13 protein-coding genes and 1 pseudogene are annotated in these 15476 nt (G+C 75.2%); 7 read left to right on the forward strand and 7 right to left on the reverse strand.

The window, feature by feature from the left end:
* Positions 1–9: 9 nt before the first annotated feature.
* Positions 10–1932 carry a hypothetical protein gene (locus C1708_RS23525; RefSeq protein ID WP_106414529.1) on the reverse strand — a complete coding sequence of 641 codons (1923 nt, stop codon included), beginning with the start codon at positions 1930–1932 and terminating at the stop codon, positions 10–12.
* 191 nt (positions 1933–2123) lie between these two features.
* Here C1708_RS23525 and C1708_RS23530 point away from each other — a divergent pair, with 191 nt between their 5' ends.
* Complete coding sequence (locus tag C1708_RS23530; protein WP_106414530.1) at positions 2124–2555, forward strand: hypothetical protein; 432 nt, start codon at positions 2124–2126, stop codon at positions 2553–2555.
* Between the two features lie 101 nt (positions 2556–2656).
* Here C1708_RS23530 and C1708_RS23535 read toward each other — a convergent pair whose 3' ends face one another.
* The 6 genes and pseudogenes from C1708_RS23535 to C1708_RS23565 form a co-directional block, all read right to left on the reverse strand.
* A complete protein-coding gene (locus tag C1708_RS23535; RefSeq protein ID WP_106414531.1) occupies positions 2657–4159 on the reverse strand; it encodes a DUF1996 domain-containing protein in 1503 nt (500 codons plus the stop codon).
* Between the two features lie 244 nt (positions 4160–4403).
* Positions 4404–5099: pseudogene (locus C1708_RS23540) on the reverse strand (sensor domain-containing protein); the annotation flags it as partial.
* 68 nt (positions 5100–5167) lie between these two features.
* Positions 5168–6175 carry an NAD-dependent epimerase/dehydratase family protein gene (locus tag C1708_RS23545; protein WP_106414532.1) on the reverse strand — a complete coding sequence of 336 codons (1008 nt, stop codon included), beginning with the start codon at positions 6173–6175 and terminating at the stop codon, positions 5168–5170.
* Between the two features lie 161 nt (positions 6176–6336).
* Complete coding sequence (gene glnII, locus C1708_RS23555) at positions 6337–7365, reverse strand: glutamine synthetase (protein WP_106414533.1); 1029 nt, start codon at positions 7363–7365, stop codon at positions 6337–6339.
* 308 nt (positions 7366–7673) lie between these two features.
* Positions 7674–8396 (reverse strand): SCO2207 family protein, encoded by a 723-nt coding sequence (locus C1708_RS23560; RefSeq protein WP_106414534.1) that lies wholly within the window; start codon positions 8394–8396, stop codon positions 7674–7676.
* Between the two features lie 97 nt (positions 8397–8493).
* Positions 8494–8880, reverse strand: coding sequence for an ArsC/Spx/MgsR family protein (locus tag C1708_RS23565; RefSeq protein WP_106416456.1), 387 nt, complete (start codon positions 8878–8880; stop codon positions 8494–8496).
* A gap of 233 nt (positions 8881–9113) precedes the next feature.
* Between C1708_RS23565 and C1708_RS23570 the strand changes: the two genes are divergently transcribed.
* The 6 genes from C1708_RS23570 (at position 9114) to C1708_RS23595 (ending at position 15474) form a co-directional block, all read left to right on the forward strand.
* A complete protein-coding gene (locus C1708_RS23570; RefSeq protein ID WP_106414535.1) occupies positions 9114–9428 on the forward strand; it encodes a hypothetical protein in 315 nt (104 codons plus the stop codon).
* A gap of 198 nt (positions 9429–9626) precedes the next feature.
* The gene (locus C1708_RS23575; RefSeq protein WP_106414536.1) at positions 9627–10859 is read left to right on the forward strand and encodes a sensor histidine kinase; all 1233 of its coding nucleotides are present in this window, start codon (positions 9627–9629) and stop codon (positions 10857–10859) included.
* Positions 10856–11530, forward strand: coding sequence for a response regulator (locus C1708_RS23580; protein WP_106414537.1), 675 nt, complete (start codon positions 10856–10858; stop codon positions 11528–11530). Before C1708_RS23575 ends, C1708_RS23580 begins: the two co-directional genes overlap by 4 nt.
* Before the next feature lie 185 nt (positions 11531–11715).
* A complete protein-coding gene (locus C1708_RS23585) occupies positions 11716–12159 on the forward strand; it encodes a hypothetical protein (RefSeq protein ID WP_106416457.1) in 444 nt (147 codons plus the stop codon).
* Between the two features lie 22 nt (positions 12160–12181).
* Positions 12182–12925: an ABC transporter ATP-binding protein gene (locus tag C1708_RS23590; RefSeq protein WP_106414538.1), complete on the forward strand. Its 744-nt coding sequence runs from the start codon at positions 12182–12184 to the stop codon at positions 12923–12925.
* Positions 12922–15474, forward strand: a complete 2553-nt coding sequence (locus C1708_RS23595; protein ID WP_106414539.1) for an FtsX-like permease family protein — start codon at positions 12922–12924, stop codon at positions 15472–15474. The genes C1708_RS23590 and C1708_RS23595 overlap by 4 nt, the downstream gene beginning before the upstream one ends.
* Positions 15475–15476: the final 2 nt, after the last annotated feature.

The raw sequence follows: 15476 nt of genomic DNA on the forward strand, positions 1-15476 counted from the left end.
TCCCCCGGTTCACCGCAACCCGCCGACCGCCCCCCCGTCCTCCAGCGTGCCCTTGAGGTCGGCCCGCGCACCCTTCTCCGCGCGCACCGACAGCATCCGGTCCCGTGCCCTCCCCTCGATGCCGCCCGTGGCCTCCACGGACGTCACCCCGTCGCTGCCGGCCGCGAGCAGGTACCAGGTGCCGCCGGCGGACTTCCACAGCACCCCGGCGAGCACGTCCGGCCGCCGCTCCCCGCACGCCGGCACGTCCTCGGCGCGCGCCGCCACCGCCCCGTACCGCGCGCCCGGCGAGTGGAACTGCGCCAGCACCCGCGCCCCGGCGCCCCGCCAGGTCTCCCCACGGGTGCACAGCCACTCCGCCCGGCCGTCGCCGCCGGGCAGCGGCTGCTCCGCGTACGCCCAGGCGTTGACGCCGCGGACGCCCGCCGACCGCATCGCGGCCAGCGAGCAGGCGTACGGCGCCCAGGTGCGCAGCGCCTTCGCCCCGGACACGTCCTCCGCCTCACCCGGACGCCCGGTGGTCAGCCGCGCCGGGACCAGCTCGCCCAGGTCCGTCAGCAGCCGGGCGCCGGTGCCGTCGGTCAGCTCCAGCGCGTTCCACGCCGTGCACGGCTCCCGCCCCTGGCCGGAGACGAACGGCCCGGTCACCCCGTCCTCCAGGGCGAGGTCCCTGGGGGCCGACCCCGGCGCGCGCAGATCCCGCTCGCCCGCCTCGCGCACCCACGGGGCCACCAGGAAGCGGACGTTGCCGTCCGAGCGGCTCAGCACCACCGCGCTCGCCCCGGCCCGCCCGGCTCCGTCGACCCGCGCCAGGTCCAGGGCCGCGCCCCGCTCCCCCTCCTCCGGCTCGGCGTACCGGGCGAGACGCCAGCCGTCGTAGAGGACCACCACGCGAGCGGCGTCCACCGTGCCCGCGTACAGCAGTTGGGGCGGCCCGGCGGGCCCGCCGGACGGGGTGCCCGGGGTCGCCGACGCCTTGACGCCCTCGCCCGGCCGGGCCCAGACGGCGAGTGCGCGGCGCAGCAGCGCCCGGTCGCCGGCGAGGGCGCCGCGCGCCGGCCACACCGAGAAGTCGGTGCGCGCCGACGTCCTCCACGCCGTGGCGGGCACCCGGGTCAGCCGCGCGGGGTCGAGGGCGGCCTGCGCGGCCGGGTTCCGCGCGTACGGGGGAGCGGCCGGGCCGTCGGCGCCCCAGCCGTCCCCGGGCAGCGACAGCAGCGCCCCGCACACCGCCAGCGCCGCCGCCCCGACCAGCGCGGCTTGCAGATGCCGGCGGCGGCGCAGCAGGTCCGTCGGCCGGGCCTGCAGCGAACAGGGGTCGAACTCGGAGGAGTCGAGCAGCCGGTACGGGTCCGGGATGCCGTCGGCTTCCGCCAGCGCGGCGTCCGGGTCCGCGACGCCCGCGGCGGCCAGCACCCGGCGCACGCCACAGTCCGGCAGCCCCTCCCACCCGCGCAGGGCGTGCGCGGCGCGGGCCGCGGCGGACAGCGCCGACAGCCGCTGGTCCAGGGCGAGTTCGTCGGCGCCGCCCGGCCGCGGGAACACCTTCAGGCCCCACACCTGGGGCAGCAGCGGCGGCAACTGGGCCCGCTTCGGCAGGCCCCGGCGGCGCAGCGGCAGGCCCGCCTCCAGCGCCGAGCGCACCACCTGGAGCCGGATCAGCGCGTAACCGGGGTCGCCGTCCCGGCCGGAGCTCTGGACGGGGATCAGCGGCGCGTCGGCCCGGCCCCGGGGCAGCGCCCGCTGGACCAGGGCGTGCGCGGTGAGCACCCGCCGGGTGCGGCCCATGCGGGACGGCAGCACCAGGTAGGCCAGCCGGACGAGCCGTGGATAGTGCTCGACGAGCGCGGCCTCGGCCTGTTCGACGTCCACGGCCGGCCCGGCCGTGGCGGAGGACGCGGGGGACTGGGCGGCGACATCCTGTGACTGCACGTTCAGCAGAACGAGCGCATCCGTGGATGGTCACCTGACCGCCGCGCCCTTCCGGTCACCGGGCCGGCCGGCCGGCGGGGCGATTGAGCGCCGGGCGTGCCGCAGCCGTATCGAATGCCGAGGGCTCCGCCCGGGGCTCTCCGTGCGGCGTGCCGCCGCGCACGATGTCGCCGTCAAGACCGGAGGAACACATGAGGGTGACCCGACCGAAGCTCGCGCTGACCTGCGCGGTTGCGGCCCTGGCGCTGGCGGGCTGCGGGTCCGGCGGCGCCGGGGAGGAGCGGGTGCCGCCCACCGTCACCGGCAGCCTGGAGAAGCTGGCCGCCGAGGTGAAGTGCGACCCCGACATGCAGACCGACGCCGACACCATCCGGCAGGCGCTGTGCGGGAAGGGCGACGGGAAGTACGTCCTCGCCACGTTCGCCACCGACCGCGGCCAGCGCGAGTGGCTCGACACGGCCAAGGACTACGGCGGTTACTACCTCGTCGGCCGCAAGTGGGTCGCCGTCGGGGAGGAGAGGACGGTCGAGGCGCTGCAGGCCAGCCTCGGCGGCGACCTGGAGGAGGGCTCCGAGCACATGAACCCCGGCGGCAGCCACAACAAGGGCGGCCACCACGGCTGAGCGCCTTCCGGCAGCCCGGCACAGCGGAGGGCCGGCGGCGGGAACTCCCACCGCCGGCCCTCTCCCTCTCCCTCAGGTCCCCTGTCAGCGGGCCCTGCCGCCTACTGGCAGTCGCGGCCGCTGTTGATGCACTCGACCATCTCGTTCATCAGGTCCTCGTCGAAGAAGTTGATGAAGTCGTTGTGGTCGGTGATCGGCTTGTGCAGCTGCTCCGGGAAGGTGTCCACCGCGTACGGGTTCACCAGCCGCCCGTCGTCGATCCGCGGGGCCGGGATGTTGTCGTACACCAGGCGGACCTGGAGCTGCGGGACGGCCTGGAAGCCGTCCGGGCAGGTGCCGTCCGCCGCGACGAAGGCGACGTGCGTGCGGTGATTGGCACTGTCGGTGTTCTGGCCGTCCCAGCAGCTCTGGAAGCTGGACGTGCGGACCACGCCGCTGCCCTCGGGGCAGATCGGGTACTTGTCCGTCACCTGACGGTCCTCGAAGCCGGTGCAGCTCCACGCGGTGTTGGCGTTGCCCGGGCCGTTGGTGAAGGCCTTGGCGTCACCGGTGATGATGCGCAGCGCCCGCGGCATGGCGACGACGTCGCCGGTGCGGTTGCCGACGAACGTCAGGTTCACCTCGGTGGGCGCGACGATCTTGCCGACGTTGCCGTCCCGGCCGCCGCCCGGCTGGTCCTGGTCGATGTCCTGCGTGCCGTCCTGGATCCGCAGCACCGGCCAGAAGTACGACGACCGGTCGCCCTGGTTCTGGCAGCTCGTGTCGCCGCCTGCCAGGTCCTCGTCGCTCGCGAAGGCGTTGTTGGCCTGGTTGCCGACGTAGTCGTGCTGGTGCTGGGCGCCGTTGCTGACGCCGGGAGCGACGATCACGTTGTCCGAGTTGCGCAGCCCGTTCTCGTTGGTGCCGCACACGGTGGTGAAGCTGCCGGTGGAGCCGGTGTCGCCGTTCGCGGGCAGGCCGTTGGGCAGGTTGCGGGAGCCCGGCTGGACGTCCTCGATGCGGATGAAGTCCTCCGCCGCGGGGCCGTTCCCGGCCTGCCCGCCGTTGCCCTGGCCGCCGTCCTGCCCCCCGCCGTTGCCCTGACCGCCGTCCTGCCCCCCGCCGTTCTGGCCGCCGTCGCCGTCGCCGGGCTGCTCCGCGGGCACGCCCTGGCAGCGGGCGAACCGGCCGAGGCCGCGCTTCTGGCCGCCGGCCCGTTCGATGTTGAGGTCGATGCGGTCCAGGGTGGCCGCGCGCTTGGCCTTCAGCGGGCCGAGGACGGCGTTCTCGACGTAGTTCGCGTCACCCGCCTGCGCCTGTCGCGTCTCGGCGAGGCGCGTGTACGCGTCGGTGATCTGGCGGTCGAGCCGCGCCAGTTCCCGCGCGACGCCCCAGCGCGCCTTGCGGGGCACCTTGGTCAGCTTCTGCCCGACGTCCGGACAGTTGATCGTGGCGACCCGGACCTGCCCCGACCTCGTCGCGTTGTGGCGCCCCCCGTTCTCCTCGTGCGCGGAGGCGTGGAAGTTGGCCCAGACCAGACCGCCCCCACCGATCGCCAGGGCCGCCGCCCCGGCTATCACCTTGGTGGCCGGCGGTGTACGGCGTTTTCTCGTGTTGCGTCCCATGGAACTCCTCTGACTTCCTTGCGGGGCATCCCTGTGCGGGGCATCGAGGCGCCCGTGAGGGGAAGCGGCGCCCATGAGTACGCAGACCGCCCCACGGGTGTTCACCCGGCACGGGAATCGATGAGGAGCCGGTGCGGTTCCGTCGGTTCCGACGGCCTTCACGGAGCTGGGAGTTGCCGGTCACCCACCCGAGGTGGAGCCGAGTGCGCCGGTGTCACCGGCCGGGGCCGGAGGACGCCGGCACGCGGCGGTGGGCGGCGGAGGCGCCCACGGCGTCCCGCCGGGTCCCGGTCAGCGCCCGCGCCCGCTCGGCCGGCTCGCTCGCGCCGCCCCCCAGCACGGCCCGGGTGAGCAGGAAGTGCCCGCGCAGCAGGCGCACGGCGGTGACGTGCCCGACCAGCAGCAGCGCCAGTCCCAGCGCACCGGCGGCCAGCGCGGTCGCCTGCCCGGACACCGGCACGAAGCCGTACCAGTACGGGTCCGGCAGCACCCGCCACAGCCCCGCCGCCAGCGCGATCCCCTCCAGCGGGTAGACGAGCAGGGCGAACGGCAGCAGCGCGGTGACGAAGCCGGCCGTCATGTCGGCCGGCAGCCACAGCAGGTCCCGCCGGGTCGCCGGATCGCCCAGCATGCCGCACGTCCGCCCCCACGGATGCGCGTCCCTCGGCAACGGCCGGTACGCGCGCGGGATCCGCACCCCGCCCCACTCGGCCGCCAGCACCCGCCGCCGGTCCGCGAACGCCCGCACGCCCCGCAGCGCGTACGGCGTGGTGACGATGCCGACCCCGACCGGGATCAGCGCGATCGACACCACGGCCGTCACGAGACACACCACCGCCCCCGGCAGCGACACCAGCGCCAGCGCGAGCCCGCGTACCGCCGCGAGCGGGGCGCCCCGCGCCGCGCTCACCTCGCCGTGTCCGTTCGTCCCCGTCGTCATGGGCCCAGTCTCACCGTCCGCGGCCGGCGGCACACTGGGCCCGGCCCCCGCCCTGGGGGTGGGGCTGTCTACACCCCCCGGGCCGCCAGCACCTTCGCCTCGACCTCCGGGTCCAGCCCCTTGACCGTACGGTCCGGGCGCTGCGGCGCCGTGCCGCCGATGTCCCGCAGCCAGGCCCAGGTGTCCGCGACGGTCTCCCCGACCGGGCGGCAGCGCAGTCCGGTCGCCACCGCCCGGGAGACGTCCGCCGAGTGCAGGGCGTCGTGCAGGTCGCTGTGCGGCGGCACCCACACCGGGAGCTGGGTCCACGGCTCCACCCCGGCGTCGAGGATCACCTCGGGCTCCGTCCACCGCAGCTCGGCCGACCCCCCGGTCACCCGCGCACAGGCCTCCAGCAACTCGCCCATGGTGGTGTGCCCCTGCGGCGACATCAGGTTGTACGGCCCGCTCAGTTCCTGTTCCGCCGCCCCGAGGATCCACTCCGCGAGGTCGCGGGCGTCGACGTACTGCAACGGCAGGTCCCGCGGGCCGGGGGCGAGCACCGGGCCGCCGCGCGCCGCGCGGTTCAGCCACCAGGGCAGCCGCCCGACGTTCTCGTACGGCCCGAGCAGCAGCCCGGCCCGCACCAGCACCGACCGGTCCGCGCCGAAGGCGTCCACCGCGGCCAGCTCCCCGCCCCGCTTGTCCCGCGCGTAGTCCGTCACGCCGGCGTCCGGGGAGGCGCCCTCCACCACGGGCGCGTCCTCCCCGTACCCGGCGGGCGGCGCCCAGGTGTACACCGAGCAGCTCGACACGTACACGTACCGCCCGGCCCGGTCCCGCAGCAGCCGCGCCGCGTCCCGCACCGCGCGCGGGGCGGACGACCAGGTGTCGACGACGGCGTCCCACCTGCCCGGGTCCTCGTCGAGCGCCGCCAGCCCGTCCACCGCGGTCCGGTCGCCCAGCAGCTCGCGGGCGCCCTGCGGCGCCGCGTGCCGTCCCCGGTGGAAGACGGTCACCTCCCAGCCCCGCCCGAGGGCCGCCTCGACGACGGCCCGGCCCGCGAACTCCGTACCGCCCAGCACCAGAAGTCTCATACCGGCGACTCTGCCCCGCCGGGCGGCACGGGGGAACGGGAATCTGCTGTCGGCAGAGAGGCCCGCGCGCTCAGCGCCGTACCGGCGGCACGTACGCGTGGCCGGCCCGGCGCACGGTGCGGACGGCGTCACCGGACTCCGGGCCGAGCTTGCGGCGCGGGTCAGACCTGGCCGGCCTTCTCCAGCGCGGTGCAGCAGGTGTCGACCAGCAGACGGGTCACCACGTACGGGTCGACGTTGGCGTTGGGGCGGCGGTCCTCGATGTAGCCCTTGCCGTCCTTCTCGACCTGCCACGGGATGCGCACCGAGGCGCCGCGGTCCGAGACGCCGTAGGAGTACTCGTTCCACGGGGCGGTCTCGTGCAGGCCGGTGAGGCGGTCGTCGATGCCGGCGCCGTAGTTCTTGACGTGGTCCAGCGGCTTGGAGCCCTCCCCGAGCGACTCGCACGCGGTGATGATCGCGTCGTAGGACTCGCGCATCGCCTTGGTGGAGAAGTTGGTGTGCGCGCCCGCGCCGTTCCAGTCGCCCTTGACCGGCTTGGGGTCGAGGGTGGCGGCGATGCCGAAGTCCTCCGCGGTGCGGTAGAGCAGCCAGCGGGCCACCCACAGCTGGTCGGCGACCTCCAGCGGGGCCAGCGGGCCGACCTGGAACTCCCACTGGCCGGGCATGACCTCGGCGTTGATGCCGGAGATGCCCAGACCCGCCCGCAGGCAGTTGTCCAGGTGCGCCTCGACGACGTCACGGCCGAAGATCTCGTCGGAGCCGACACCGCAGTAGTAGCCGCCCTGCGGGGCGGGGAAGCCGCCCTTGGGGAAGCCCAGCGGGTAGGCGTCCTTGAAGAAGGTGTACTCCTGCTCGATGCCGAAGACCGGCTCCTGCGCCGCGAACCTTTCGGCGACCTCGGCCAGCGCCGCGCGGGTGTTCGACTCGTGCGGCGTCATGTCGGTGTTCAGCACCTCGCACAGCACCAGGACGTCGTCGCCGCCGCGGATCGGGTCCGGGCAGACGAAGACCGGCTTGAGCACGCGGTCGGAGGCGTGGCCCTTGGCCTGGTTGGTGGAGGACCCGTCGAAGCCCCAGAGCGGCAGGCCGGCGCCCTTCGCGTCGTCGCCCAGGATCTTCGTCTTGGACCGCAGCTTGGCGGTCGGTTCGGTGCCGTCGATCCAGATGTACTCGGCCTTGAAGCTCACGGTCCACATCCTTCGGGGTGGGTCTGGGCGCTCGGTGCGGATGCTGCGGCGCTGCGGCACTGGGACGCCGCCGTCGATGCACCGCAGCGTGTCAACGGGCGATTTCCCGTCCATTGCCCCTGTGTGAACCCCGTGTTACCGGACGTCCGGGCGTCCGGCCCCACTCCGTGAGGGGGCGGGGGAGGGGACCGGTGTATGCGAGGGGACGTGAAAAAGCCCCTGGCGCGTCACGCGGGCGGGCCCGCCGCTCCCGGCCGGAGCGGCGGGCCCGCCCGGGCATGCCGGACCTCACCCCGCGTGCGTGGACCTCACCCCACCTTCTCGATCAGGGCCCGGCGGATCAGGAACCTGCCCGGCTCGCGGACCTGCTCGAAGGCCGCGTCGTTCAGCAGCACGCAGCTGCCCGACACCGAGGTGACCTCCACCGTCGTGGACTTGTCGTTGTCCAGGTTCGTCACCCGCAGCCTGGTGCCGGCCGGGAACTGGTTGCTGGACGCGGCCGGGGCGCCGGGTTCGCCGGACAGGGTGACGGTCGAGCCGTTGCACACCTGCTCACCGGCGGCGGCCCCGCCGCCGTCCTGCCCCGCCTGCCCGTCCTGCCCCGCCTGCCCGTCCTGCCCCGCCTGCCCGCCCTGGTCCGTCTGTCCGTCCTGGCCGCCCGCGGCGGGCTGCGACGGGGCGGGCAGCTCCGGCTGCGCCGGCCGGGAGCCCTGAGCCGACTCCCCCACCGTGCACCCGGAGGCCTCCTGCTGCACCTTGATCTGCGCGATGACCGCCTCGCGGTTGGCGATCCGCGCCTCGGACTGGGCGTCGGGGGCGGCCCGCTGGCCCGCGATGAACCGCTCGTTGTTGCCGAGCGCGGTGGCCAGCCCCTGGCAGACCGTCGAGTCCGCCGCGGACTTGGTGGTGGCCGACGGCGGGGCGGCGTTGGACGTGGTCGCCATGACGAAGGCGCCGCCGCCCGCCACCGTGGCCGCGCTCAGCAGCAACGCGAGCTTCTTCTTCGGGCCGAGACTTCTCCTGCGCGACATGCGCGCCTCCAAGGGATCGGGGGAGCGTACGCCGCTATGTACGAGATGCCGGACGCAAGTGCTCAGCGGCCGGTCCAAGTCGCCGAAGTGGCCTGCGTCACAGGGGTGTCGGGCTGGGGCGCCCTCGGCGGGACAGGGCGTCCCGCACGGCGTCCTCCGTGCGGGCCACCACCGCCGTCCCGTCGTCCGCGGTGATGACGGGCCGCTGGATCAGCTTCGGGTGCGCGGCCAGCGCCGCGATCCAGCGGTCCCGCGCGCCGGCGTCCCGCGGCCACTCCTCGAGCCCCAGCTCCCCGGCCGCCGCCTCCTGTGTCCGGGTGATGTCCCACGGCTCCAGTCCGAGCCGCTCCAGCACCTCCCGGATCTCGTCCTCGTCCGGCACGTCCTCCAGGTAACGGCGGACGGTGTACTCCGCCCCCTCCGCGTCGAGCAGGCTGATCGCGCTGCGGCACTTGGAACAGGCCGGGTTGATCCAGATCTCCATGCCGGACACGGTACGCCCGGACCCCGTCTGTTCGAATTTCCGACCCGCCCGCGCGCCCCTCGCGCACCACCCGTCCCGATCCCTCAAAATCCATTCTCACCTGCGCATTTGATGGCCGAAGCGAGCCTGTCGATTGTCGGTGGCAGCCCGTAGGATGGAGGTAGTGTTCGAGGGAGTTGCCGAGGTCGCCGTGGACCCCGGAGGACGGCCCCGACCGCGACAGGAGGATGCCCGTGCCCGCTGCCGCACTCAAGCCGAAGCCCCTGCCCACCCAGTCCACCGCGAAGCGGCCCGTGCCGCTCGAACTGCCCTGCGCCCCGGTGGAGAAGCGCCCGCTGCCGCCGGGCCGTCCGCGCGCGTGGTACATCACCCACAACCGCCGGCTGAAGGCGATGCGCCTCGCCATCGCCCTGCTCGACTCCGGCGTCTACCTGCCGAGCCAGGCGCGCGACGAGACGATCCGCGGCGCCGCCGAACTGATCGGCGTCCACCCGCCGTCGGACACCACGTGCCACATGGTCCGGGCGTTCATGCGCTACAACCGCTGAGCTGCGGCCGCTGAGCTGCGACCGCTGAGCACAGGGCCGGTGCCGGGCGCCCCCGGCGCGGGGCGCCCGGCACCGGCGTGCCGTGACCCGCCGCGACTGAGGCAGTATGGGCGGCGGCGGGGTGCCACCCGCCCCGAAGTCGCCCGGGCCGAGCGGCACTTGTCCGGCCGCGCCCGGCGGAGGAGAGAGGGAGGGCCGTTGGCCGAGGAGAGCACGGTCCCGGTCCCGTGGATCACGCCGTCCGGCCGGTACGCACGCGCCCTGGGCCGCGCGATCGACGTCGCGCTCGCCCTGGTGGTCCTGCTGGCGGCACAGCGCTACACCGGTGACTACGACCTGCTCCTGGGCGCCCTGATGGCGCTCGCCCTGCTGGCCCGCAGGAGGCGCCCGGTCACCGTGATGGCGGTCGTCCTGACGCTGGCCCTCGTGCAGTTCCTCCTGTACGAGCCGTACGCCGGCACCCCGCCGGCGTCCGCGCCCGCCGCGTACGACGTGGCCGTGCTGTTCGCCATGATGTCGGTCGTCCACCACTCCCGGACCGCCTGGACGCCGTACGCCGCGGGCGGCGTGGTGCTGCTGGCGACGGCGGCGACCGCGGTCGGCGCGCCGTTCCTGGGGATCGAGCCGTTCACCGACGGCGGGACGCTGCTCGTCTGCTGGGGCCTGACGCTGACGGTCTGGCTCACCGCCTTCGCCCTCCTCACGCGGCGCCTCTACGCCGAGAGCCAGGCCGCCCGCGCCCGGCACGCCGAGCGGGAGCAGGAGCAGCGCGTCCGGCTGGCCGCGGCCCGCGAACGGGCCGAGATCGCCCGGGAACTGCACGACGTGGTGGCGCACAGCCTGGCCGTGATGATCCTCCAGGCCGACGGCGCCGGTGCCGTGCTGCGGAAGTCGCCCGACATGGCGGAGTCCGCGCTCAGGACCATCGCCGCGACGGGCCGGGACGCCATCGACGACATGCACCGCATCGTGCGGGTGCTGCGCGAGGGACAGCCGGAGGCCGGCAGCGCGGGGGAGGACCGGCGGCTGGTCACCCTCGACGAGATCGAGGTCGTCGCGGACCGGGCGCGGACCGCCGGACTGACCGTGGACCTCTCGGTCGACGTGGCCGGGGGACGGCTGTCGCCGGCGGAGGAGATGACGGCCTTCCGCATCGTCCAGGAATGCCTCACCAACGTGCTCCGGCACGCCGGGGCCGGGGCGGCGGTCGACATCCGCGTCCGCGAGGAGGACGGCGCCCTGCTGATCGACGTGACCGACGACGGGGCCGGCGCCCTCGCGGGCCGGGCCTCCGTCGGGACGTCCGGGGGGAACGGACTGGTGGGGATGCGCGAACGGGTGGAACTGACCGGCGGCGCCTTCGAGGCGGGCCCCCGGCTCGGCAGCGGATGGCACGTGCGTGCCTCGATACCGGTGAGGACGAAGCGATGACAGGGACCGACAGGCCGATCCGGGTGGCCGTGGTGGACGACCAGCCGCTCATCCGGGCCGGCTTCTCCATGGTGCTGGCCGGCCAGGACGACATCGAGGTCGTCGGCGAGGCGGAGAACGGGCAGCAGGCCCTCGACCTGCTCGACACGGTGACGGCGGACGTCGTCATCATGGACATCCGCATGCCGGTCATGGACGGCATCCAGGCCACCGAACGGCTGACGCGCCGGGAGAACGCGCCCGGCGTGCTGGTGCTCACCACCTTCGACGACGACGAGGACGCCTTCGCGGCCCTGCGCGCCGGAGCCGGCGGCTTCCTGCTGAAGAACGCCCCCGCCGACGAGGTCGTCCACGCCATCCGCGTCCTGGCCGCGGGCGAGTCCGTGGTGGCCCCGCGCATCACCCGGCTGCTCCTCGACCGGGTCTCGGACCGGCTCGCCCCGGCGAACGGACAGGCCGAACGGCTGGAGCAGCTCACCGGCCGCGAACGGGACGTGCTCGGCCTCGTCGCCCGGGGCCTGTCCAACGCCGAGATCGCGGCCGAGCTGTACGTCGCGGAGGCCACGGTGAAGACGCACCTGGGCAACCTCATGGCCAAGCTGCACCTGCGGGACCGCGCCCAGGCCGTCGTCTTCGCCTACGAGTCCGGGCTGGTGCGCCCCTCCGCGTGAGCCGCCTCCCCCTCAGGGGGCAGAGGCGTGCCCGTCCTCTGCCCCCTCAGGCGCAGAAGGCGCCCCGTCCGGCGTACCGGACCGGCCGCCTTCGATCTCGGATCCGTGGCCGATCCGCGGAAGGCCCCTGGATCCCAGACTTCTCAGTGCCGCAGGACGCGGCCGAGAAGACACAGGAGGACCCCATGGCCACCACGACCACCACCCCCGCGCCCCGGCCCCACCGCACGCGCAACCGCCTGATCCTGGGCGCCGCCGCCGCCGCGGTCGTCGCCGCCCTGGCCGCCGGGGCCGCGTCCTGGTGGCAGGACCGCGACGAGCTGAGCCAGGCGTCCGCCGAGGACTGCCGGCTGGCGCAGCGGATCGTCACCGAGGCGGCGGAGATCGCCACCGGCCCGGTGCCGCAGGCCGAGAAGTGGTGGAAGGAGACCGGCGACGAGCGCCGCGCCACGATGGAGGACGGCTACCTCGGGGCGAAGATCTCCCGTTACGAGGGCTGGGCGCTGGAGACCGCCAGGAAGTCCGCCGAGACGCCGTCCGCGAAGGACGTGAAGGACCTCCAGGAAGAGGCGCGGGGACACTGCGCGGACTCCGGCGTCACCCTGACCCTGCCGCCGCTCGGCTCCTGAACCGGACCGAGGGACCGCCCCCATGACCGTCCACGCCGCCGCGCGCGGCCACGCACCCGACGACGTCATCACCGCCACCGCCCTGGTCAAGACCTACCGCCAGGGCACCGACGAGATCCGGGCCCTCGACGGGGTGTCCGTCTCCGTCCGCCGCGCCCGGTTCACCGCCGTCGTCGGTCCCTCCGGGTCCGGCAAGTCGACGTTCATGCACTGCGTCGCCGGACTCGACACCGTCACCTCCGGCAGCGTCGTCCTGGACGGGACGGAGCTCACCGGACTGTCCGACCGGCGGCTGACCCGGGTGCGCCGCAAGCGCATCGGGTTCGTCTTCCAGTCGTTCAACCTGCTGCCGCAGCTCACCGCCTACGAGAACATCGTGCTGCCCGTCACCATGTCCGGCCGGCGCCCGGACCGCGAGCTGGTGGACCACCTGTGCGGGGTCCTCGGCATCGCCCACCGGCTGTCGCACCGCCCCGCCGAACTGTCCGGCGGCCAGCAGCAGCGGGTCGCCGTCGCCCGGGCGCTGGTGGCCCGGCCCGCCGTGGTCTTCGCCGACGAGCCCACCGGCAACCTCGACTCCCGGGCCGGCGCCGAGGTGCTCATCATGCTGCGCCGGGCCGTCGACGAACTCGGCCAGACGGTCGTCATGGTCACCCACGACCCCGCCGCCACCCGGTACGCGGACCGGGTGCTGACCCTCGCCGACGGACGCGTCGTACGGGACGAGCGCACCACCCCCGACGACACCCTCGGGAGGCGGCGATGAACACCCCGTGGCGCGCGACCGTCCTGGGCTCCCAGGCGGCCGAACTCCTGCGCAGACCGGGCCGGTTCGCGGCCACCGGACTGTCGCTGCTGATCGCCGCCTTCGTCGTCTTCGGGGCCGTCATGGCCCAGCAGATCGTCACCGCGACCGTCGTCGAACGGTTCCGCGGCACCCCCGACGCGGTGTCGCTGGCCGTCACCCGGGAGGACGCGCAGGACATCCGCCAGGCCGGCCTGGACGCGATCCGCGGGACGCCCGGGGTCGCCGAGGCAGCCGGCCGGGTCGACGGCGGCGCCCCGGTCGGCGGCAGCGCCGCCGAGCGCTACCTCGCCCTCTCCGCCGACCCCGGCGCCGGCGCCCTCGCACAGGTGCGGCTGGTCGAGGGCGCCTACCCCGCCGGGCCGCGCCGGCTCGCCGTCGACACCCGGGCCGCCGAGGCGTACGGCCTCGCCCCCGGATCGTCGCTCACCCTGCTGCTCCCCGGCCCCGACGGCGACAGCACCCGGCGCGTGCCGGTCGAGGTCACCGGCGTCGTCCGCTCCACCGCCACCGGCACCACGGAGCCCACCGGGTACGCGCCCGGCCCCGACCTGGTGAAGCTGCTCGGCCTGCCGGGCTACACCCGCGTCGACCTCCGCACCGACCCGTCCACCGCGTCCGCGGAGACGGCGGAGCGGATCCGGCAGGCGGTGCCCGGGGCGGTCGTACGGTCCGGGGACGAGGTGCGCGACCAGGAGGCCCGCGAGGCCGTCGCCGACGCGAGCGACACCCTGGAACTGGCCGGCGTCTTCCTCGCCGTCGCCGTCGGTGCGGCCGTGCTCGTCGCCACCTCCACCTTCCGCATCGTCTTCGCCCGCCGCGTACGCCAGTTGGCGCTGCTGCGCGCCATCGGCGCCACGTCGAGGCGGCTCGCCGCGGCCCTCGTCGCCGAGGGGGCGGCGGCCGGCCTGCTGGCCGGCGCGGCCGGCGTGCTCGCCGCCTGGGGCTGCGCCCGGCTCGTCCCCCCGGTCGCCGGCCGGTTCGGGCACGACCTGTCCGTGCCCGCCTCGCTCCCGCTGCCCGAGGCCGCCCTCACCGTCCTCGGCACCGGACTCCTCGCGGTCCTGGCGGTGCTGGCCCCGTCCCTCGCCGCCTCCCGCGTCTCCCCGCTCCAGGCCCTGCGCACCGCGACGTCGGGGGAGAGCACGGTGAGCGGCGCCGGACGGACCGTGCCGGGCGTGCTGTGCGCGGCGGGCGCCGTGCTCCTCGCCCGGCAGCAGTACACCGCACTGCCCGAGCCGGGCGACACAGCGTACGACCGGTTCGCGGCGCTGGCCGCCGTGGTGGTCTCCGGCGCACTCGCCTTCCTCGCCCTGATCGCCCTCGGCCCCCTGCTGGTCCGGCCGGTGCTGTCGGCCCTCGCGGTGGCGCTGCGCCGTACCGGAGCGACCGGCCGCCTCGCCGTCGCGGGCGTCGGGGGAGCGCCCGGCCGGGCCGCCTCGGTCTCGGTCGTGGTGGCGCTCGGCGTCTGCCTGGTCGGCTCGACCCTGACCTGCCTCGCCTCCCTGAACGCCTACGAGCGCTACCAGCGGACGCTGGAGGCGCCCGCGGACTTCCACCTGTACGCGGGAGAGGGCGGAGCGCTGGACCGGACGCTCGCCGCCGACCTGGCCGCCCGTCCCGAACTGGCCGGCGTGACCGCCTTCCGCACGGCCGAGGTGATCGAGGGGAACCGCAGCGCGACCGTCTCCGACCTGGACCTCACCACCGTCCGCTCCGGGACCGGCCTGACCGCCCGGACCGGCTCCCTCGGCCGGCTCGGCCCCGCGCACGCCGTGGTGGACGCCGAGCACGCGCACCGCCTCGGCGTCGAGGCGGGCGACCGCGTGACGCTGGAGTTCGAGGGCCGTCCCGTACGGCTCACCGTGGCGGCGACGCTGCCCGGCGCCGGACCCTACGGCGGGAACTTCTTCGTGCCCGCCGCGGACCTCACCCGCATGGGGGCGGACCCCGCGCCCACCCTGATCACCGCCAACGCCGCGGCGGACGGCTCCCAGGGCCGCACGCGCGCCCACCGGGCCGTCACCGAGACGCTGACCGGGCCGGGGCGCGGGGACGGCAGGGTCCTCGCCGAGGACACGGCCGCGCGGACGGGCCCCGACGACGACCTGCGGACGATGGCCGCCACGGTGGTGATGCTGCTCTGCCTGACCGTCCTGGTGGCGGTCGCCGGCGTCGCCACCACGGCGAGCCTCACCGTGGTCGAGCGCCGGCGCGAGTTCGGGCTGCTGCGCGCCCTGGGCCTCGGGGGAGCGGCCGTGCACCGCATGGTCACGGTGGAGTGCGCGCTCCACGGCCTCCTGGGAGGCGTCCTCGGCCTGGCGCTCGGCGTGCCGTACTCCTGGCTGGTGGTGCGGGTCGCCGAGGCGAGCGCCCCGTTCACCGTCCCGGCGGGACAGCTCGCGGCGGTCCTCGCCGCCCTCGTCCTGGTCACCGCCGCCGCGGGCACGGTCCCCGCGCTGCGCGCCTCCCGGACCCCGCCGACGGTCGCCGTCGCCCAGGGCGACTGACC

This window comes from Streptomyces sp. DH-12 (assembly GCF_002899455.1).
GTDB lineage: Bacteria > Actinomycetota > Actinomycetes > Streptomycetales > Streptomycetaceae > Streptomyces.

Coding starts and splice junctions, on each gene's coding strand:
- C1708_RS23535 (WP_106414531.1), bottom strand. CDS start 4,159: ATGGGACGCAACACGAGAAAACGCCGTACACCGCCGGCCACCAAGGTG.
- C1708_RS23565 (WP_106416456.1), bottom strand. CDS start 8,880: ATGGAGATCTGGATCAACCCGGCCTGTTCCAAGTGCCGCAGCGCGATC.
- C1708_RS23530 (WP_106414530.1), top strand. CDS start 2,124: ATGAGGGTGACCCGACCGAAGCTCGCGCTGACCTGCGCGGTTGCGGCC.
- C1708_RS23545 (WP_106414532.1), bottom strand. CDS start 6,175: ATGAGACTTCTGGTGCTGGGCGGTACGGAGTTCGCGGGCCGGGCCGTC.
- C1708_RS23590 (WP_106414538.1), top strand. CDS start 12,182: ATGACCGTCCACGCCGCCGCGCGCGGCCACGCACCCGACGACGTCATC.
- C1708_RS23580 (WP_106414537.1), top strand. CDS start 10,856: ATGACAGGGACCGACAGGCCGATCCGGGTGGCCGTGGTGGACGACCAG.
- C1708_RS23585 (WP_106416457.1), top strand. CDS start 11,716: ATGGCCACCACGACCACCACCCCCGCGCCCCGGCCCCACCGCACGCGC.
- C1708_RS23560 (WP_106414534.1), bottom strand. CDS start 8,396: ATGTCGCGCAGGAGAAGTCTCGGCCCGAAGAAGAAGCTCGCGTTGCTG.
- C1708_RS23595 (WP_106414539.1), top strand. CDS start 12,922: ATGAACACCCCGTGGCGCGCGACCGTCCTGGGCTCCCAGGCGGCCGAA.